Consider the following 19,787-nt stretch of genomic DNA (forward strand, 5'->3'; position numbering starts at 1 on the left):
AGAAAGGGATTACCATGGATTTGATACCGACGATGCAGGGAATCGCCCTCGAAGAAGATGCGCTGCCCGACGGCGCCGTCGTCGACGGCGACGGGCACATCGAACTCGAGGGGCTTGCAAACACGCGCGACCTCGGCGGTATCAAAACTGAAGACGGTAGAGCGGTTCTGCCGAAAATGCTCATCCGCTCAGGCGCTCTGTCGGGAGCCACCGAACACGATGCCGCTGCGCTCACCGACGAGTACCGGCTTGCGAAGGTCATCGACCTGCGCACCGAGGAAGAGCGCCTCAAGAATCCCGATCCGGAAGATCTGTTCGACGGCGTCGAGTTCCTCGACATCCCCATCCTCAACACCCAAGCCCTTGGAATCACGCGCGAAGGCGGGATCAAGGGCCTGCTCAAAGCCGTCAAGGTCATCGATACCGATCCTGCTGGCCTCATGATCGACATCTATCCGAGCATGCTGCTCAACGAGCAGAGCATGCAGGGGTACCGGCGCTTTTTCGAAGAACTCCTGAAGAACGAACCGCCCATCGGCACCGATCCGATCGACGACGATAGCGAACTATCTCCCGCGACGGGTTCGGTGCTTTGGCACTGCTCTGCCGGTAAGGACCGCGCAGGACTTGCAACGGTGCTGCTGCTTCACGTGCTCGGCGTGCCTTACGAGAGCATCCTTGCCGATTACCTCGCTACGAACAAGTACATGGAAACCCGCACGCAGGAAATCCTCGATTCGCTTTCCGCCTACGGGATGGCCGGCAAGCTCGACGAAGGCGTCCGCGTGCTGAACTCCGCCGACGAACGGTTCCTGCGTGCCGCCCTCGATGCGGTGAACGAACGCTACGGCAACCTCGACGCGTACCTCGAAGAGGCGCTCGGGATAACACCCGAGAAAGCCGACGCGTTGCGCGCGAAGTTCCTCGGGAAATAGCGAAACATACCCCTTAGGTTGCGCCATTGCTCGCTGCGACGCGTGCAGGTTGCCACGCCTGCGGCGCGTATAGGCTGCTACGTCCTCGGTCTTTTCCCGCCTGGGGGCCATCAGAGGTCGGTCTTGATGCAGCCTCCGAGCAAGCGCGAGCGGTACCGACGCTCAATGCGCACACCGACGAATCGGTGCGCTCGGTGGCAAATCAGGTATTGTCGTACATTTTGGCGGATAACCCCGTATCATAGCGGAAACTTTTTTTGACAACTCTGCTAGGAATTATGGGGGACTGCTATGAGTGAGAGAATGGCGCAATCGATAACGAGCGAACAACCTGCGCAATCAGCGGTCGCAGGCGAACGGTCTACTGTGCCGGCTGCTGTAGCCGAGCAACCTGTGCAATCGAAAGACCAGTTAGCCGATCCGAGCGCCTTGGGCCTGTTCGGGCTTGCGGTGATCACGCTTGTGGCATGCTCTCAGAAGTTCGGGATAACCGAGGGCGTAACCGGCGTTATGAGCTGGGCGATTTTTCTCGGAGGATGTATGCAGCTCATAGCCGGCGTGTTCGACTTCAAAAAGAACAACGTGTTCGGCGGCACGGCGTTCATCGCATACGGGTTCTTCTGGTGCGCCATGGCGTTTTCGTGGGCGGTTTCGAGCGGCATGTTCGGCGAGCAGGCGGCGCTTGCATTCGATCCGAGCCAGACAGGCGTTGCGTTCACGGCGTACTTGATACTCACCGCGTTCATGACAATCGGCGCGCTCAGGACGACGAAGGTTCTCTTCCTTATCTTTCTTGCCATCGATTTTCTGTTCATCGGGCTTGCACTCAGTTCCTTCGGCATCGCGCGCGAAGCAACCCATATGCTGGCAGCGGTAAGCGAGCTCGCTATCTCGCTCTTGAGTTTTTACGGCGCGGGGGCCAACGTGCTCAACAAGCATTTCGGCGAAGAGTTCCTGCCGCTCGGAACGGCGTTCTGGGTAAAAAATAAGTAACAAGATCAACGATTGTTTTCGATGCGTTATCGAATCGCACCTGATGCGCTCCTGCTTCGTTAGGCCATCCTCACATTTTCATCCTATGCTGGAAACGCTGGAATGAACTATGTATAGGAGGTGTACCCATGCCATTACCTGAACCGAGGGCAAACGAGAAGAAGGAGACGTTCATCTCGCGCTGTATGGAAGAGATAACCGACGAGGATCGTGAGAAATGGCCCGATCAAAAGCAACGTGCTGCAATTTGCTACAGCCAATGGGACTCGTGGCAAAAAGAGCACGGGCATCCCGAGAGGGCAGAGAAGTAAGTGCGTTTCGGTCGGTGCAGTATGCGTATGGACACCACGATGCGCTTCGCTCTTCGCATTGGTTCGGGAAGCGCATCCAGCTCATCAGGCTGCTGCGGGAGCGTTTTCGAGGTAGGACTTCATCGAGTACTGCGTGATGTCCGAGCGGTTGATCACGCCGACGATCTGACCGTCTTCGAGTACAGGCACCTTCTTCAGGTGGTTCTCGCCGAGCACGCGGCACACTTCGGGAAGGTCCGCATGGATGTCCACCCCGATGATGCCTTTCGCGCCGATGTCTTTCGCCTTCATCTCCATGAGATCGCGCAGCTTGTCGTCGAACTTCTCGCTGTCGCGCCCCATCTGCATGATCATGACCACCGGGTCGACGTACATTGGGCTTCGTTTGGAGAGGTGGCGCATGATGTCGCCGTCCGACACGAAGCCGACCGCCGTGCCTCCGGCATCGACGAGCGGAGCAGCGCTGATGTGCTTGTCGACGAGCAGCTTCATGGCATCGATCACCGTGGCGTCGGAGTCGAGCACGTATACGTCGCGTTTCATGATGCTTTCGAGCACTGTACGGCGTGCGTTGTCGGTATCGGTCGAGGCTGCCTCGCCGGGCTTGTTCTTCACGAACGCGATGGTGAGTACGAGCCCGATCAGGCACAAAAATCCAGCAACGGCGAATGCCATGTTGATGCCGAAGATGCTTGCATGGACGGTGTCGAGCGAGCCTGCGCCCGCGTTGGTTGCGATCGTCATGACCGATACGAGGACGGCGGTTCCAAGCGAGCCGGCAACTTGCCGAAACGTGTTGTTGACCGAGGTGCCGTGGTTGATGAGCGAATTGTCGAGCGCGTTCATAGCCCACGTGGTGATGGGCATGTTCACAAGCGCGAGCGCGAACAAGCGCACGGTGTAGAGGATTGTGAGGTACACCACACCCGTGCTGTCGCCGAGAAACGCCATCGCGAACGTGGTGATCGTGAGCAACGAAAGGCCGACAAGGCTCAGCACGCGCGGACCGTGCTTGTCGAACAGGCGGCCAGCGATGGGTCCCATGGCACCCATGACGATGGCGCCGGGCAAAATGACGAGGCCCGAAACGGTGGCCGAGTAGCCCATGAGCGATTGCAGGTAGATGGGCAGAAGGATGCCTGCGGCCAGCAACGACGCCTGCACGACCATGCCGATGATCGTACCGATGAGGAACTTGCGGTTGGCAAGCACCCGAACCTGCAGCATCGGGTTTTCCATCTTGAGTTGACGACGGAAAAAGAATACGAGCGACACGATGCCAACGAGCGTAGCCACAGCCGCTTGGATGCTGATTCCGTACGATCCGATTACGCTGAACCCATACAGCAGACACCCGAAGCCGAGCGACGAAAGGACGACCGAAGGCTTGTCGAGCGTGGTCTGCTTGTCGGGGGCGGGAGTGCGCTTGAGCACGAACAGCGAGCAGACGATGACGAGTGCCGAGAGCCCGGCGATGATGAAAAACATGTCGTGCCAGCTCGCGTTGTCGATGATCAGGCCTGCAACGGTTGGCCCGATGGCGGGAGCGAATGCGATGACAACGCCGAATATGCCCATCGCGCTGCCGCGCTTGTCGATGGGAAAGGTCAGCATGAGCACGGTCATGACCATCGGCATGAGGATGCCTGCACCAGCTGCTTGCAGCAAACGGCCCGCCAAGAGTATGGGAAACGAAGGCCCCCACCCGGCGAGCAGGCTTCCTGCGGTGAAGATGCCCATCGCGACTACGAACAGGTTGCGTGTGGAGTACCGATCGGTGAGGTAAGCCGTAATGGGAATCATGATGGCGTTGACGAGCGTGAATCCGGTTGTGAGCCACTGCGCGGTTGCTGCATCGACGTTCATCTCGGTCATGACCGAGGGAAGCGCCGGGGTAACAACCGTCTGGTTGAGAACGGTGACAAACGTGCCGAACATCAACACGGCCAACATCATGATCTGCTTGCGACTTAATCCCATACGTGCTCCTTCGTTTCTGCGCAGCGGTGATGATGTGCCTGTATCCACAGATAGAAAAGGCGCTTGCGCGCCTGGGTTCTGGATCCCCTTGGTATACCGCTGCCGTTTTCGTGTAACCGCCCAATACTACGCCCCAATTAACGTGAGCGTATGAATTAGATATGGTCGTTTTGGGATCGAAACCAGTTGCACGGCGATTAATAACGTTTATCATTAATAACTGAAGTTCTTACCAATCATGATACCCGTAGCAGCCTTCGATCGGCTTTACACAGGGCAGCGTGATGCAAGGAAAGGTGAGCCATGCAGGTATGTGTTGGCTTTAGCGATGCTCCCGACAGCACCGTAGCGGGAACTGAGGCGGCGCAAGCCGCGCAGTCGAATGCCGTCCGTGACGACGCATGCGACATGGTGCTGCTTTTCTGCACCGCATCCCACGACGTTCGGAAGCTGAGGAATGCGGTCGCCGCGATCGTGGGCGAGAAAGTGCCGCTGTACGGGGGAGGTGCGGTGGGCGTCATCACCAACGACCGGTTCGGGTATGCGGGCGACCAGGTAGGCATCGCCTGCATCTGGCTTGAGGGAGCAACGTGCGATGCACTGTGCGAGCCTGGACTCGATCAAGGCGAGCGGGCTGTCGGAGCGCGTTTGGGTGCACAGCTCAAGGAATCGGGCGTTAGGCCCGATGATTCGGTTCTGCTGTTCTATGATGCAATCGACGATTCCGACCCTCGCATGAAGTTGTTCATGGCCACATGGCTCCTCGAAGGCATGAAGGAGGAACTCGGCTTCCTGCCGAACCTCGCGGGTGCCGGAATGCAAGGGGACCACGTATGCAGTCCGGTCATACAATTCGTAGGGAACGATCTAGGTCGCTGCCATGCGCTCGCCCTCTCGTTTTCCGACGATATTCGCATCGATACCGCCATCATGCACGGGTGCCGGCCCGCATCGGGATGCTACACCGTCACAAAAGCCGACGGTCCGACGATCCTCGAGATAAACGGCGTTGCGGCGCTCGACTTCATGGACGGGTTGCTGGGCCCGGAGCTTGTTCCCGACCAGTATCCGTTCTTTCTGTTGTTCGGCGTCAACCATGGGTCGAGTTGGATCGACTACGGTGAGGACGACTACGCAAGCAGGATGTGCTTCGGCGTCGATTACGAGCGGCGCGGCATCGTTATGTTCGAGCCCGATATGGTGCCTGGTACGAAGTTCCAGATCATGTACCGCTCGCTCGATCTCGGTTATATGGAGCCGAAGATCGAGACGCTCTTCAGCGGTTTAGACGATCGCGAACCGGTGTTCGCGCTGTATATCGACTGCGCTGGCCGCTGTGCGGGTTACGGCGGTATCGATAGGGAAGACGCCCTGGTGGTGCAGCGGGTGGTGGCCGACCGCGTTCCGTTGCTCGGCATGTACGCGGGTGTCGAGGTGGCGCCCCTCGGCGGAGAGCCGCGCGGTCTCGATTGGACGGGCGTGTTCTGCCTGTTCTCCGTGAGCTCTGCGCGAGGGGGCGGGCGAAAGCGCAGTGTGCGCCGCGTGCCCATGCTCGAGGGTGACGGTTTCCGCACGCACGGTCCCGAAGGCGACGTATCAGGTGATGCGATGAGGGCTTTGTGCGAGCAAAGCGCCGCAAAAGCGCTCGCGCTCGACGCTCAGTCGATCGTGGCGCGCTACGAACTCGAACGGAAGCGCCGCGGGTTTCAGCTCATGTCCGATCTGATGGGGTTACTGCTCGAACGCGACGATGCGCAGGATGTGATCACCTCGGCGGCGCAGCGCATCAATGCAACGCTCAACATGCAGCGCACGGTTGTTCTTGCCCCTGTTTTAGATGGCCGGTTCGTACCTGTGGTGTTGCAGGGCTATCCCGAGGACGAGCGGAAAGCCGTCGCGTCAGAAAAGCTTGCGCTGCCGGCTCCTATGACCGATATCGGTCGTACCGTGATCGTCAATGCAAAATCCGATGCGGCATGCTTCGACGAGGTGCGCAGAGCCCTGTCCCTTCCGTATTTCGTATCGCTGCCTGTGGTGCAGCGCGGCGAGCTCGCCTATGTGCTCGTTTCGGGGCGTATCGTCGAACAGCCGCCGTTCCTTTCTCCCCTAGACGAAGGCGATGCAGAAACGATGCAGGCCATCGCCGCCCTCATGTCGTCGGTTCTGTTGCGCAAGAGCTTGGAGGAAGCCGAAGAGCGGGCGCTTGTCATGATGGATGCAACGCCTTTATGCGCAACGTTTTGGAACGAGGAGCCCCAAGCCGTCGATTGCAACGCGGAGGCCGTCACGTTGTTCGGTCTCACATGCAAGCAGGAGTACCTTGCGCGGTTCGACGAGCTTTCGCCCGAGTACCAGCCCAACGGCGAGCGGTCAATCGACGCTTCGAAGCGGATGATACGCAGGGCGTTTACGGAGGGCCGCTGCGTCTTCGAGTGGCTTCACCGAAAACCGAACGGGGAGCTGGTTCCTGCGGAGATCACGCTTGTGCGCGTGCGGTACAAGAACGCGAACGTCGTCATCGGTTACACGCGCGACCTGCGGGAAATCAAGGCGAAGATGGCCGAAATCGAGTGCACGCAAAACGAGCTGCGCGAAGCGAAGGATAAAGCCGAGGAGAACTCGAAGGCGAAAACGAGTTTTTTGGCGAACATGTCGCACGAGATACGCACGCCGATGAACGCGATCATCGGCATGACCGAGATAGCGAAATCGAGTAAAGACGAAGCAAGCACCCGGCATTGCCTCGACACGATAGCCGATGCCTCGAACCACTTGCTCGGTGTCATAAACGACATCCTCGACATGTCCAAGATCGATTCGGGCAAATTCACACTCACTCCTTCCGATTTCACGATCGAGCACCTTATCGGCAGGGCGCTCGGCGTGATCACCTTCAAAGTGCACGAACGCCGCCAAAAGCTCACGGTTGAGGTCGACTCGGCGGTGCCCGTAGCCGTGGTTGCCGACGAACAGCGTTTAGCGCAGGTGATCACGAACCTGCTTTCGAACGCGGTGAAGTTCACGCCGGAAGAGGGGCACATATCCCTTTCCCTGCATCTGGTTGAAGAGGACTGCGATTCGTGTACGCTGGGGTTCAGCGTTCGTGATACGGGCATCGGCATTTCTCCCGAACAGCAGACGGTGCTGTTCGAATCGTTCGAGCAGGCCGATGCGAGCATATCGCGACGTTTCGGCGGCACGGGGCTCGGACTCGCCATTTCGAAGGACATCGTCGAGATGATGGATGGACACATCTGGGTCGACTCGGTTCTCGGCGAGGGATCTAATTTCCAGTTCGTTGTGCACGTGGGCAAGGGATCGGCAAAGCCCACCGGTGCAATCGCTGCGATGGCAGACGATGCTCCGAGCCACGACGTGTTGCGCGACGGCGCCTTCGCGGGCAAGCGCGTGCTGCTTGTGGAGGATATCGCCGTCAACCGCGAGATCGTCATCACGCTGCTTTCCGATACGTCGGTAGCGATCGATAGTGCAGAAAACGGCAAAGTAGCGCTCGAGCTGTTCACGCGCGATCAAGGTCGCTACGATGCGATCCTCATGGACATCCATATGCCCGAAATGGACGGCTACGAGGCCGCTAAAGCGATCAGGGCGCTTGGCACGCCCGAAGCCAAGGCGGTTCCCATCATCGCCATGACGGCCAACGTATTCAGAGAAGACATAGAACGATGCCTCGCGGCTGGAATGGATGACCATCTGGGCAAGCCGATCGACATCGACGATTTGTCGGCCAAAATGAGAAAGTACTTGCGATGAGGTGAACCGTGTGCGCAGGTCGAAGTGCTATAGTTTGACGAGGGCCGTAACTCAAGCGCAACGTATACGATCAGCGGCACAGGAAGGACGCGACATGAAAGCAAAGATGGTTCACGAGTGCATCCATGTGCTCGATATAGAGGCGTCGATGGAGTTTTACGAGAAGGCTTTGGGCTTGACGGAGATGGATCGCATCGATCCCGATGACGGTAGCTGGGCCATCGTATACTTGGGAAACGATACGACTGATTTCCGCTTGGAGCTTACGTGGAACAAAGGACGCGTGGAGCCGTACGACAACGGTACGAACGATACGCATCTTGCGTTTGCGGTAGACGATATGGCAGCCGCCCGCGCTCTGCATGAGAGCATGGGTTGCATCGTGCACGAGAATAAGGCCATGGGCATTTACTTCATAACCGACCCCGACGGATGCTGGCTCGAAGTTGTGCCGTTGTAGGCAGCTGCGCCGCGGGATGCATCGTTTTCTCTTGTGCAGGCAGCATTAGGGGCATGCTTTCGAGCCGAAGCGTCCCCGAGGCGTAAAGGCAGGCAGAAGATCAACAAATAGCTGGGGTGCCTTGACGAGGGCCGATCTTGAAAGATACTATTATCCGATTGGTTAGCGAATGCGTATGTCGTGCGCTTGGAATTGGATCGTCATCGGAATCTCGGTGCATCCGTTTGACGGCCGATGCGTTTGCGCAGAGCTGGGCGCCCGTGCGCCGGCTCGTGTACCCGAGGTGGTAAGCGATGACGATCGCGCGCGGAGTGAACGAGCACGACAAGGTCTTTTTCGATTCGGTTCTTGCGGGCTTATCGGAGCTCGTATACATGTGCGATGCCGAAACCTATGAACTCGTGTACCTCAATCAGGCCGGCGTCGAGCTGTTCGGCACCGACATCGTGGGAAAACCTTGTTACGAAGTGCTTCAGGGAAAGAGCGAGCCCTGCTCGTTTTGCACGAACGATCGTCTCGGGTTCGAAACGTTCTACGAGTGGGAGCATACGAACGAAACGACGGGCGGACACTATCTGCTGCGCGATAAGCTGCTGGACTGGGATGGCCGTGCCGTGCGACTGGAGATCGCATTCGACATCACCGATCGCACCCGGGAAAGCGAGTTGTTTCGCTTTCAGGCCGAGGCGAACGCCATGGTCGTTGAAAGCGCCAAGCTTCTCGAGAGGGAGACCGGGTTCTCGCTCGCGCTTGACGAAGTGCTCGGCAAGCTCGGAACGTTTCTATGCGCCGATCGGGCGTATGTGTTCGAAATCGAAGGGGAGCGCATGTCGAACACGTACGAATGGTGCAACGCAGGCGTGCAGCCGCACAAAAGCGAGCTGCAGAATATGCCGCTTTCCCTTATCGACCATTGGCTTGCGAGGTTTAAGGGGGGCGAAGCGGCTGTGATCGAAGACGTACGCGAACTTCCCGACGACCGCGCCGACGAGCGTGCTGTGTTGGTTGCCCAGGACATCGTTTCGCTTGTGGCGGTTCCGATCGAAATCGACGGCCGACTTGCGGGCTATCTCGGGATCGACAACCCTGCGGTCGGAGGCCTCGAAGCGATCGAAATGCAGCTTGTCGGTCTGACGTATTTCGTAGCGGCGAACATGAAACGAGCTGCAACGCAGCGACAGCTCGACGAGCTCACGTGGAACGATCCCCTCACCCGTGCACGTTCGCGCGCTGCGTTCCATCGTGATTACGATCGAGGCAGGTTCGAGTGCATCGGGATGGCGCTCATCGATGTCGATCGGCTTTCGATTGTCAACCGCGAGCTGGGGCGATCAGCGGGCGACGAGCTTTTGTCTGACACCGCGCGGTGCCTGCACAGTGTGTTCGGCGAGGGGGTGTACCGCGTAGGAGATGACGAGTTCTGCGCTGTTTCAACGCCCATCGGATACGAGGAGTTCGCCGATTTGTCCGTGCGGGCAATGCAGCGCCTCGGCGACGAGGGTATTCATGCTTCCCTCGGGTCTGCGTGGCATGGCGCGTGCGACAGCACGGCGGGTCTGCTCGATCTTGCGGGCGACCGTATGCGCAGCGCGAAACGGGGCCGCCATCGGGCAACCGATCTGGGTGTCGATCTGGCCTCCGATGCTGCAGTGAGCACGCTGTTGCGCCCAGGCGGGGCGAAGTGCGCTGCAGAAGCGGGTTTGCTGAGCATTCACCTTATGCCTCAGGCGTCGGCTGTTACAGGCGAAATACTCGGTGCAGAAGCTCTCATCCGGTTTTGCGATAGAGAACGGGGCATGCAGGCGCTTCCGTCCTCGTTCATACCCGCGCTCGAAGATATGGGCGAGATCGCCGAAGTCGATTTCTTCGCGCTTTCGAAAGCGTGCGAAACGATTGCGCGATGGCAGCGCGAGGGAAGAAACCCCGTGCCGTTGGCAGTGAACTTCTCGCGGCGCACGATCGGCGACGAGGGGTTCGTTGCGCGGATTTCCGATACGGTGGCATCGTACGGCCTCGATCCTTCGTTCATCGAAATCGAGATCACCGAATCGGCGCGCGAAGAAAGCGAGGCGTTGCTGCACGACGTTGCTGACGGGCTGAGGAGTTCGGGCTTTCGCGTCGCCATCGACGATTTCGGAGTCGATAACGCCAACTACCAGCTGTTTATCCAACTTGAGTTTGACGTGCTGAAAATCGACAAGTCGCTCGTATGGGGCCTCGGTACCGAAGCCCGCACGATGCAGGTGATTCAGAACCTCGTCGATTTGTGCAACGGCTTGGGCATCGAGACGGTTGCCGAAGGCATCGAATCGAAAGAGCAGTTGACCGCGCTTCGCGAGGCGGGCTGTACGCGGGCGCAGGGCTATAGCATAGGAAAGCCTAAGCCCATCGAAGAATTCGAGCGACGCTTCATGAGGTAGTGTTTCGAATCCGCGTCTTGTGCAGCAGACGGGCGTATCTTGTGCCGACGTTCATTGCAATGCGTGGCATTCGCCCTGTGAGCCTTATCCCGCTTGGTAGATGGTTTCGAGCGCGTCGCTTGCAACGAGGGTGCACAGCGCGTTGCTGGCCTGTTCACTTTCGATACCGAGGTGCTCGAAGCGCTTTGCAAGCTTGAGGCAGTACGACAGGTCGCCGGACTCTAAAGACAGTAAGGCGGTTGTGGCTTCCTCGTTCAGATCTCCAAACATAAGGTGCTCCTTTCTTTTCGATGCCCTTAGCTTATGCGTCGAAAAGAAAGGAGCTTTGAGACAATCGGAAAAGCTCGGCCATTCGTTTTGTCCGATTGGACAAAACGGGAGTGTACTATTCGGGAATGTGCGAGCGCTGTGGAAGACGCGGCTTGAGGCCGTCTACTTTTGCAGGTTGCTCAGTGCTGTACGAGGGGATTCGTCTGATCTAAAAATACGAGACCCAGCAAGAAAACAAATTCCCGATCGGGGGAATCGGCCATTCCCAGCACCGTTTTCGCCTTGCGCAAACGGTAGCGAATGGTGTTCGGGTGCTGGTGGAGGGTTTCGGCTGCACGGCGCACATCGCCGTACGCTCGCGCTACGGCTTCGCAGGTCATCGCAAGCTCCGTGCCGTTGGCATCGTCGCATTCTTCAAGAAGAGCGCGATGTAGCGCCGCCGTACGCCAAAACAGACGGCTTTCATTTGCTGCGGCGCGAAAAGCGTCATGGTGCAAATCGGCCCAACGCACGACGTCGTCTCCCTCGATGCGCGCGGTTTTGACCGCGGCAAGCGCTTCACGTACGCTTATGTCGCCGTCAGAGAGCGGCGTTTCCTCGCCTACCCCGAGCGCTACCGGGCCTATGGCGAGTATGCGTGCGATAAGATCGCCCTCTGAACGTGAACGGACGCGTGCAGGCGGCTGCGTGTAGGAAACGAATGCGAGCAGCGCGCCGTGGTAGCGAAAGGCGAACGCCGTATCCACCACATCCCAATCGTATTGGAAATCGACCAGTACGGCAGCGAGTGCATCAAGCGTTGCGTACAGCGAGCAATCATCGAGTGCACGAGGGGCAACGGCGATGCACTGCATGGTCGATCCCGTAGTGCCTGCGAGCTCGAAGAGAGCCGCACGCGTTGCTTGGGGATCATGGCCTGAAAGCAGGTTGTCCAGAATGCGTCCTTTACTTGACTGCTCGCCATCGCGGCCGATGAGGTCAAGCGCCTGATAAGCCACTACTTCATGGTAGCCTCCGTCGTAGAAGTACAGGGGCACGCCCGCCTCAAGGCTGGCCGCACAGACGCGCTTGCTTACGATGGGGCGGTACACTTTTTTCAAGGCGATAGCCGATACGCCGCGCTCGATCAAAACCAAGAGCGATCGTTCGGACAGCTCGGGATCATCTTGGGCGAAACCAAGGTTCGTTACGATGAACTCGCCGGGTATATAGGACAGGTATCCGTCATCTTTGTCGGGGGAGCAGTCGAGGATGCCCACGTTGCGCACCTCGCGCGCTTCGGCACCGGGGCAGCGCGCAATGGGTTCTACCCATTCGAAGGCGGGGAGCGCGAGTATGTCTGCAACCGTGATCATGCGGACTCCTTTCAGGCTGGTTGGCAGACGGGCTGTCTTGCTTCATCATACCCATTGATGCTACGGTGTGCGGTGTCCGAGGAGCGATATGCTGAGAATGATCAAATGCTCGCGAGAGGAGCTATGCACTATGAAAGACGACCAGCCATCCGTACTCGACTTGCTTAATTCTAGTCGTGCGACGGAAGCGGATTGGATTAGGTCGAGCACAATATCGGCGTGCTGCACGATGCGGTTTTCGCTGTCGGAAACCTGCTGGACGGACGAGTATCTCATCCCGCGTGAAGCGGCGCTCGGGAAGCTTTTGAAGAGAGATATCCCGATAATGAAACCGTCGAGGCGTTCGTTGCGGAGAATCGCTACGAAGTGGAGCTGTTCTCGAAGTACCAAGAGTGCTCCGGGTACGTGTTCTGTATCGGCAGGAAGAAGTAAAACAGGTCAGCCAAGTTTCCTTGACTGACCTGTTCGATCTAAGGTTTTCCTTAACTGTCTATCATGAGACAGCCCTCTGTATGGCTGTATAGGTTGCATTCGAGAGGCTGTTTTTGTCTCCGATCACGTAGGCTTTCGAGATGCTCCCCTTGTTGGGTTTTATCACTTTCGAGATCTGCCGATCGGCGACGGAGCCGTTATCCGCCAGAAGAAGCGGCGATGCGCTCATCCCGCCTAGGGACGAGGCGACGAGGGCGTCGGCGAACTTGCCGTCGTATCCTGCCGTTACGACGACGTTCCTGCACGTGAATCCGTTGCGGAGGGCCCAGTCGGCGACGAGCTGCGAGGTTTCGTACCGGTCGCTGCCGGAGAACCGGATCGTGTCGGCGAACTTCTTCAGCGAATTCTCGGCAGAGGCGGATACCGAGTATTTCGACCCCATGATGAGCACGGTGTCGAACCCTCCCCCCGCGATCTCGCCGAGCACGGCTGGCGAGAGGTTGCCGTTTCCATCAGCGAGGAAGATCGGCGCTTTCATCGCGTAGGCGACGGGGGAGGCCGAAAGCGCGTCGGGGGCCTTGGTTCCGATTGCGACGATGGCCGTCTTCCCCCAGCCGCCCGATCCCGCCTTGTAGATCTTGAGCGCCGTCTCGTACCGGTCGGCACCGCCCAGTCGGGAGGCGTTTCCTCCGACGAGGGATCTGATTTCGCCGAAAGCTTTGTCTGAAACGGAGTGTTTGTCTCCAATCACAAAGGCCCTATCCGCGCCTAGACGCTTGATCTCCGCTTTGGCGTCGGCCGTCAGGTAGGACGTCTGGGTGAGAAGAACCTGCCCGCCGTGCACGCCCGCGAGCCCCGCTGCCGCGAGAGCGTCGGGGAAGTCGTCGCCGCGCGCCACGATGACCGTCCCGCACGACCCTTTTTCAGGGAAAGCCGCCTGCGAGACGAGCGCCATGGTAGCATAGCGGTCTGCGCCGCCGAGGCGGGAGACGGTAGCCGGCTGTGGCTGGGGATCGGGATTGGGAGCGTAAATGGTGAAAGAAAGGCGCTTCTCTCCCGTGAAAAGTCCTTTGCCGATGACGATAACCGTCGCTTTGCCAACACCTCCATTGCCTTCGAAGGAAAGGCTATAGTCGATCCCCTCTTCCAAGGGCATCCCCTCGTAAGACACCTCAATGGTTGGGGCGATGGGGGTTCCCGTCCATATCTGATCCGGTATTTCCGAAATGGTCGCCCAAGCGATATCCTTCGCCTCTGTCGAGGTGGAATTCTCGATATCATCCGCCGTAACGGTATCGGTACCAAGCTGATTTTCAGACCCGTTGGCGTGCTCAACGAGTCGTACCTCGCCGTCGGCTCTCACCTCAACCTCGTTGTGCTCGCTCGGAAAAACCCAGTCCCTGTAGGAGACGCTGCTCTCCATGTCCCCTACCGTCGTGTTCGTGGCGATGCGCGATACCTCTCCGCCCGTCAGAACCATATTCACTTTCGAGGCATCATAGGCTGCGTCGACGCAGCCCGTTTCAGCGCAGCTGGTGTAGGTTCCGTATGCATCGCAATAGTCGAGGTCTTCGGCCGAGCTGAGCGCGAAGAGCTCGTTGCCGCTTGTTACGTCTCGTACGCTGACTGTCGCATCGACGCCTTGGAGATGGACGGTGACAACGTTGGAGGCGTCTACTGTCGGCTCCGCTTCGTATACTCCAAGCGAGGCTTCTCTGGCAATTCCGTTCTTTTCCTTGTACAACGCCTCGAGGTTCTTACCCTCCGCCTTGCGGGCGTTTTCGCCGCTAGCGCTGGCATCCACAAGCAGGAAATCGCGCTTCAGGAAGAAGCGCTTTTGCACCTGGACGGTGCTGCTGCCTGCCTTGATCTCGTAGTAATCGGTGTTCGGGAACGAAGCGTCAACGAGCGAAATTTCCATATCGTCGAACGAGCAATTGCGAAATACGATGGTGTCCTGCTTCGTGTCGGTCAGGATCTCAACCGCTGAGTCGAGGACGTCTTCAAGTCCTTCCTTTACTTTGCTTGGCTGCTCGAGGTTGGTGAAAACGATCGTCTTCATGACGCCCATAAGCCCCTTGCAGAGAACGTTTCCGTCCGACGCGCACGTGTCGCTGATGTGGACGTCGGCGCCGTCGCCGATGACGTACAGGTCGGATCCCTCGTTGCCCGTGAAGCGGGAGGAGCCGGCGCCGGCAACGAAGATGTCGGCCGTTTGGCCGCCGCGCATGGTATCGCCTTGGCCAGAGCCGGTGTACATGATCTGGGGAAGGAACATATTGTATGGACCCAGGGCATCGTCCATGCCCGTCAGCTTTACGTCTTTCCCCGTCGTTCCCAAAGTAATCTGGGTGTTCTTCGTCGCGAAGGAAAGGTCCGGCTTTCCGCTGTCAAGGTTGTTGACCGATTCCTTGACTGACTCCAGAACGGCTTCCGCATCGGCAACGTAAAAGGTTTTGGCCTCAGCAGCTGGAAAGATGGAAGTTCCCGAGCACAGCGCAAAACCGTCTTCCGCCGCTTCGTACAGCGAGTTCAGCCGGTACTTCGATCCGCCTGGATTCGCATCCACCTCAACGGAAGAGAGAACATCTGTCCCATACCCGTACAGAAGTCTCATTGAAGAGGCGTAGTAGTTGGTGCATATAGGGCGGTCGATCCCCTCGAAGTTGTTCCCGTCCACGAATTCGCCCTGCGTGAGCCAGGATAGCTTGGCGCCGTATCCGGCGGAAGCATTGAACACGTTGCAAGGGCTGCCTGACGTGATCGATGCGTACGATGCCGCCATACCGCCCAGGAAACTGCCCGTCACATGGATCGGGGCTTCCGGATTGGCGTTCTTTACCTCTCGGCACACCTCCATGGCGCCGTCGAAGCACCCTTTTGTTTCGCTCTGCAAAAGCGAGTTGAAGCTGCTGGCGTAGGTGATGATGCCCTTCGGGTCGAGCGCCAAGACGATGTCTCCCGTAGCAGGGTCTTTCAAAGCCACGTGCTTCTTCGGACCTTCGCCGTTCGCGCTTGCGAATTCGTAGCCCTTCAGTACGGAAGAGAAGAAGTCCGAGTATTGTTGGTCCTGCCCTTTCCAGATCGCCTTGTCGTTCGCTTGGAAGGGGGCGGACGCCAGGAAATCGTCGACCGTCTTACCAACCCACGAAGAACCGGGATTGAACGCAGCCAGCTCGCAGGTTGCAAGCTGCACGAGCGGATCCGTTGCGAAGTGTTTCGGGGTATCGGGGTCGTCGGGGGGCGTAGTAGCAAGCATGCGAAGGATGGGGTAGGGGTAGTCACCCGAGCCCATTTGCCATACGGTTTCGAAATCCCAACCGACGAATGAAGATTGTTGCTGCATGGCATTTGAAGAGAGTGGAACTCCTGTCGACGTTTCATATATCCCCTGTAGCACAGCCGTATCCAGATAATAGCTTTGGCCAGGATTGCCCCAATAGTCGGTTTCTTCTGCACCACCGATATAATCGACGTAAACGGGGCCCGACGTAGTGATGTTTCCTGTGCTATAGCATCTGTAAGAAAAGTTAGAGGCACCAGAGACTTTGAATTGATAGTCCTTATTAGTTGAAACGGATATATCGCCAATATTGCAACTGTCATAAGCGCTATAGTAATTAGCAAGACCTCTGACTTGGCATAGCGTTAGATCTCCTGCTGTGGTTTCTGCAGTGATATCGCCTGCATTGATGCAGCGATTACAATCGCCTGAACCGTTAATGCCAGCTGCATCGATACTGGTTGAGCCTTCGATGCAGACAGCTTTTGCGTAAAGAGAGCCAGTATTTATGGAGCTAAAAGAAGACGCGGCATTATTGCCCGCGATGCCGCCGGCGATGACGCTAGCACCGACGCCTGAACTGTAGTTACCGTTAACGCTGTACATGGAGGCAGAGATATTGACTGAGCTTCGACAATAGTTGACTTCGTTATTGTCTATTGCTCCGGCGATGCCGCCAATGTAAGCATCCGGGAATTTGTATTCTTCGGTGGAATTTCCCGTTACTGCAATCTCCCCGCTTGCGTAACAATTATCGAGCGAACCTTCTTGGCGTGATGCATTGAGATCACTAGACGCCCGACCTGCGATACAGCCGACCAAAACCTTTGACTTCGTCTCGATAGTTATACTGCAGTTAACCATTCCAAGATTACAAACTCCTTCGTCGAAAAAACGAGCGAACAAACCGAAATGAGGCGCAGCACCGTCTTTGTGAGAGGAAGCGGGAAGAGAATAATCGGTATCCCTTGCGTTGATAGTCATATTCTTCACAACATGACCGTTTCCGTCAAAATGGCCTTCGAATGCGTTTAAGGCGTCAACGCTCAATCCGATCGGTTGCCAATTCCCCCAACCAGATAAATCGATGTCATCCATTAGAATATAATTGGATTTTAGATCGTTGCGTACGCTATTCAAATCATCTGCCGTGTAGATGCCGACATAATCTTCCGGCACATTGGTCTTCTGTTTTACCGGGACGATAAAACCACTGTCAGCAGCCATGTCTGCATATGCAGAGGCGGTATTCGCGCAAATACCGCCTATCAAAAGGCATGCGCTAAATAATACAAGTAGAGGTGTCTTGAAGTGTTTTGCGCTCCTCATATTATCCCCTTTAGTGTGTTCGCTATAATCATTCAGCATCATACAGTATAAAGATACCCATTGATTGCTATAGAGCGCGCTGGCGGTATTTTTTGACTGATCTGGTGGAAGCTCTCGATACGATGATAAGCGCAATAGACGATTGGGCTGTCAGGTTGGAAAGGGTTTTCTTTTTTCAAGAAACGCTTCTCGGAGCTTACGGTCGGAGACTTCGAAACAGGATCGCGATAAATGCTTCGGTCGGTGGTGTTTGCGTCCGATGGGCGATGGTTCTAGAGGCGATATGAGTAAAGCATCGTGGGCTCCTGCTCGTGCTGGTATTCATTTCGTGATCAGGGCCGATACTAGGCTCATGGCCAGATTCCACATGAACGGAAGGGGCTCGCTCATGTACTATGTTATTTCGATAGGCCTCGACGTGTACGCCCGGTTCGTTTGTGGCTGCGACTTTCTCCGCGGCGATCCGCGAGTCGTCTCCAAATGGCTCGGCTACGGCCTGGTAGACGCAGTCTTCCGGACCCCCGCTTCTATCGCTGCTGATAGGCATGCTCGATCTGGCGCATCCCTCTTCTCGGCTGTCCCCCGTATCGTCCAGACGCCAGAGTCCGCCATCGTCGTGTCGCCTGCCCCCCATGGTGAGCATGAGGGCATGGCCACTCATTCGATTGGAGCATTGCATGAATCGTCCGTGCACGTTTATGCCGCGTTATTGCGCGCTTCGTGCAGTGGCATTTACGGGCTCCGAGGGCGCTAAAAACCGTGTGTTTACTGTGTATATGACCTCATTGATCATATTTTACGGGTTATAGGACAAAACGTGTGCCCCGAATCACCGTGTAATCGCTGATGCAAGAGTTGTTTTTGGTCGTGGAGTTGTCTCGGCGCAACTTCGAGGTCGGACGAAACGTGTGCCCCGAATCCGCTTGACAGCGCAGGTCGGAGCACTTAAGCCCCGCACTCGGGTCGCTTTTTGGTTCAATAGGGCGATGACTTCCCAAAGATGTCCTGTGTGCGGGGGCAATATGAAGCGCCATGGCAAGACCGCTGCCGGCTCCCAGAGGTGGCAGTGCATGTCCTGCAAGGCGACTAAAACGCGCAAGATAGACAGCGGCGCAAAGAAGCTCGACGCCTTTCTCGGGTGGCTCTTGTCTGCAAAGACCCAAGCCGGGATGCCGGGGCAGGGACGCAGCTTCAGAAGAGCGGCCGAAAGGTTCTGGAAGATATGGCCGATAGCCCCTGCGTGCGACGAGATCCACCACGTCGTATACGTAGACGGGATTTGGCTTGGCAGAAATGCCGTAGTGCTCATCGCCTGCACGAAAGACCACGTTATCGGATGGCATGCGGCAAGAAGCGAGAACTCAGGCGCATGGGCGGCCCTCATGGCCCGTATCGCTCCGCCCGATGTCGTAGCGACCGACGGGGGAAGCGGATTCGAGAAGGCGCGACGTGCGGTGTGGCCGCATACCCGCGTGCAGCGATGCACCTTCCATGCCTTTTGCCAGGTGAAACGGCAAACTACGACAAGACCGAAGCTTCAGGCGGGAGTCGAGCTCTACGGCGTCGCCAAGGGTCTTTTGCACGTTGCCGACGCCGACGGAGCCGCGGCATGGACGGCGGAGTTTGCCATGTGGTGCTCGCGGTGGGAGAGCTATCTCAAGCAGAAGACCATGGTTGAGGGGAGGATGCAGTACAGGCACGAAAGGCTCAGACGCGCCCGGAGAGGACTCGAGAAGCTTGTCCGTGCAAACGTCTTGTTCACCTACATCGATGAGAGCCTGCTCGAGCAAGGCGGCGTTCCTGCTACCACGAACCTGATCGAAGGCGGGGTGAATGCACAGCTGCGCGCGATGCTTCGATGCCACCGCGGCATGAAGATCGACAGACGTATCAAGGCCGTGTCGTGGTGGTGCCTCATGCATACCGAAAACCCGCCCTCGGCAGCGGCCATCTTGCAAGAGATGCCAACCGATGGCTCCATAGCCGATCTGTATCGCTCGCTTGAAGGATCAAACGACACCGAATCTGCAATCGCCCAATGGGGAACTGCTGTCGCATGGCACGAGCTTCATTCGAGTGGGGGTTATAAGATGGACTACGACTGATAAAGCTAGGGCACACGTTTTGTCCTATAAGCCTAAAACAAAGAAACAGGCCAGCCAAGTTTCCTTGACTGACCTGCACATTTTCTGGAGCCAACGAGCGGATTCGAACCGCTGACCTACGCATTACGAGCACCTCCAGG

The 19,787-nt window shown here is 57.4% G+C and carries 11 protein-coding genes; 7 read left to right on the forward strand and 4 right to left on the reverse strand.

The window, feature by feature from the left end:
* The first annotated feature begins 14 nt into the window (after positions 1-14).
* The 3 genes from FJE54_RS05775 (at position 15) to FJE54_RS05785 (ending at position 2,239) form a co-directional block, all read left to right on the forward strand.
* Positions 15-935, forward strand: a complete 921-nt coding sequence (locus FJE54_RS05775) for a tyrosine-protein phosphatase (protein WP_180326585.1) — start codon at positions 15-17, stop codon at positions 933-935.
* 291 nt (positions 936-1,226) lie between these two features.
* Positions 1,227-1,928 carry an acetate uptake transporter gene (locus FJE54_RS05780; RefSeq protein ID WP_255467247.1) on the forward strand — a complete coding sequence of 234 codons (702 nt, stop codon included), beginning with the start codon at positions 1,227-1,229 and terminating at the stop codon, positions 1,926-1,928.
* A 128-nt stretch (positions 1,929-2,056) separates the two neighbouring features.
* Positions 2,057-2,239, forward strand: coding sequence for a hypothetical protein (locus tag FJE54_RS05785; protein WP_139651756.1), 183 nt, complete (start codon positions 2,057-2,059; stop codon positions 2,237-2,239).
* 84 nt (positions 2,240-2,323) lie between these two features.
* On the opposite strand, the gene FJE54_RS05790 is transcribed toward FJE54_RS05785, so the two are convergent.
* Positions 2,324-4,219, reverse strand: a complete 1,896-nt coding sequence (locus FJE54_RS05790) for an MDR family MFS transporter (protein ID WP_139651757.1) — start codon at positions 4,217-4,219, stop codon at positions 2,324-2,326.
* A 303-nt stretch (positions 4,220-4,522) separates the two neighbouring features.
* On the opposite strand from FJE54_RS05790, the gene FJE54_RS05795 reads away from it, so the two are divergent.
* The 3 genes from FJE54_RS05795 (at position 4,523) to FJE54_RS05805 (ending at position 10,873) form a co-directional block, all read left to right on the forward strand.
* Complete coding sequence (locus FJE54_RS05795) at positions 4,523-7,993, forward strand: ATP-binding protein (protein ID WP_139651758.1); 3,471 nt, start codon at positions 4,523-4,525, stop codon at positions 7,991-7,993.
* A gap of 94 nt (positions 7,994-8,087) precedes the next feature.
* Entirely contained in the window at positions 8,088-8,453 is a 366-nt protein-coding gene (locus tag FJE54_RS05800) for a VOC family protein (RefSeq protein WP_139651759.1), read from the forward strand.
* A 293-nt stretch (positions 8,454-8,746) separates the two neighbouring features.
* Positions 8,747-10,873: an EAL domain-containing protein gene (locus FJE54_RS05805; protein WP_139651760.1), complete on the forward strand. Its 2,127-nt coding sequence runs from the start codon at positions 8,747-8,749 to the stop codon at positions 10,871-10,873.
* A gap of 84 nt (positions 10,874-10,957) precedes the next feature.
* Here FJE54_RS05805 and FJE54_RS05810 read toward each other — a convergent pair whose 3' ends face one another.
* The 3 genes from FJE54_RS05810 to FJE54_RS05820 form a co-directional block, all read right to left on the reverse strand.
* Positions 10,958-11,143 carry a hypothetical protein gene (locus FJE54_RS05810; protein WP_139651761.1) on the reverse strand — a complete coding sequence of 62 codons (186 nt, stop codon included), beginning with the start codon at positions 11,141-11,143 and terminating at the stop codon, positions 10,958-10,960.
* A gap of 179 nt (positions 11,144-11,322) precedes the next feature.
* Entirely contained in the window at positions 11,323-12,498 is a 1,176-nt protein-coding gene (locus FJE54_RS05815) for a PucR family transcriptional regulator (RefSeq protein WP_139651762.1), read from the reverse strand.
* A 493-nt stretch (positions 12,499-12,991) separates the two neighbouring features.
* A complete protein-coding gene (locus FJE54_RS05820) occupies positions 12,992-17,542 on the reverse strand; it encodes a cell wall-binding repeat-containing protein (protein ID WP_180326586.1) in 4,551 nt (1,516 codons plus the stop codon).
* 986 nt (positions 17,543-18,528) lie between these two features.
* On the opposite strand from FJE54_RS05820, the gene FJE54_RS05825 reads away from it, so the two are divergent.
* Positions 18,529-19,647, forward strand: a complete 1,119-nt coding sequence (locus FJE54_RS05825) for an IS1249 family transposase (RefSeq protein WP_139651764.1) — start codon at positions 18,529-18,531, stop codon at positions 19,645-19,647.
* The last annotated feature ends 140 nt before the right edge of the window (positions 19,648-19,787 follow it).

Source organism: Raoultibacter phocaeensis, assembly GCF_901411515.1.
In the GTDB taxonomy this organism is placed as follows: Bacteria; Actinomycetota; Coriobacteriia; order Coriobacteriales; family Eggerthellaceae; genus Raoultibacter; species Raoultibacter phocaeensis.

What these genes read in the sequence shown, in the direction of transcription:
- FJE54_RS05775 (WP_180326585.1), top strand. Translation starts at nt 15, where the DNA reads ATGGATTTGATACCGACGATGCAGGGAATCGCCCTCGAAGAAGATGCG.
- FJE54_RS05780 (WP_255467247.1), top strand. Translation starts at nt 1,227, where the DNA reads ATGAGTGAGAGAATGGCGCAATCGATAACGAGCGAACAACCTGCGCAA.
- FJE54_RS05785 (WP_139651756.1), top strand. Translation starts at nt 2,057, where the DNA reads ATGCCATTACCTGAACCGAGGGCAAACGAGAAGAAGGAGACGTTCATC.
- FJE54_RS05790 (WP_139651757.1), bottom strand. Translation starts at nt 4,219, where the DNA reads ATGGGATTAAGTCGCAAGCAGATCATGATGTTGGCCGTGTTGATGTTC.
- FJE54_RS05795 (WP_139651758.1), top strand. Translation starts at nt 4,523, where the DNA reads ATGCAGGTATGTGTTGGCTTTAGCGATGCTCCCGACAGCACCGTAGCG.
- FJE54_RS05800 (WP_139651759.1), top strand. Translation starts at nt 8,088, where the DNA reads ATGAAAGCAAAGATGGTTCACGAGTGCATCCATGTGCTCGATATAGAG.
- FJE54_RS05805 (WP_139651760.1), top strand. Translation starts at nt 8,747, where the DNA reads ATGACGATCGCGCGCGGAGTGAACGAGCACGACAAGGTCTTTTTCGAT.
- FJE54_RS05810 (WP_139651761.1), bottom strand. Translation starts at nt 11,143, where the DNA reads ATGTTTGGAGATCTGAACGAGGAAGCCACAACCGCCTTACTGTCTTTA.
- FJE54_RS05815 (WP_139651762.1), bottom strand. Translation starts at nt 12,498, where the DNA reads ATGATCACGGTTGCAGACATACTCGCGCTCCCCGCCTTCGAATGGGTA.
- FJE54_RS05820 (WP_180326586.1), bottom strand. Translation starts at nt 17,542, where the DNA reads ATGAGGAGCGCAAAACACTTCAAGACACCTCTACTTGTATTATTTAGC.
- FJE54_RS05825 (WP_139651764.1), top strand. Translation starts at nt 18,529, where the DNA reads ATGACTTCCCAAAGATGTCCTGTGTGCGGGGGCAATATGAAGCGCCAT.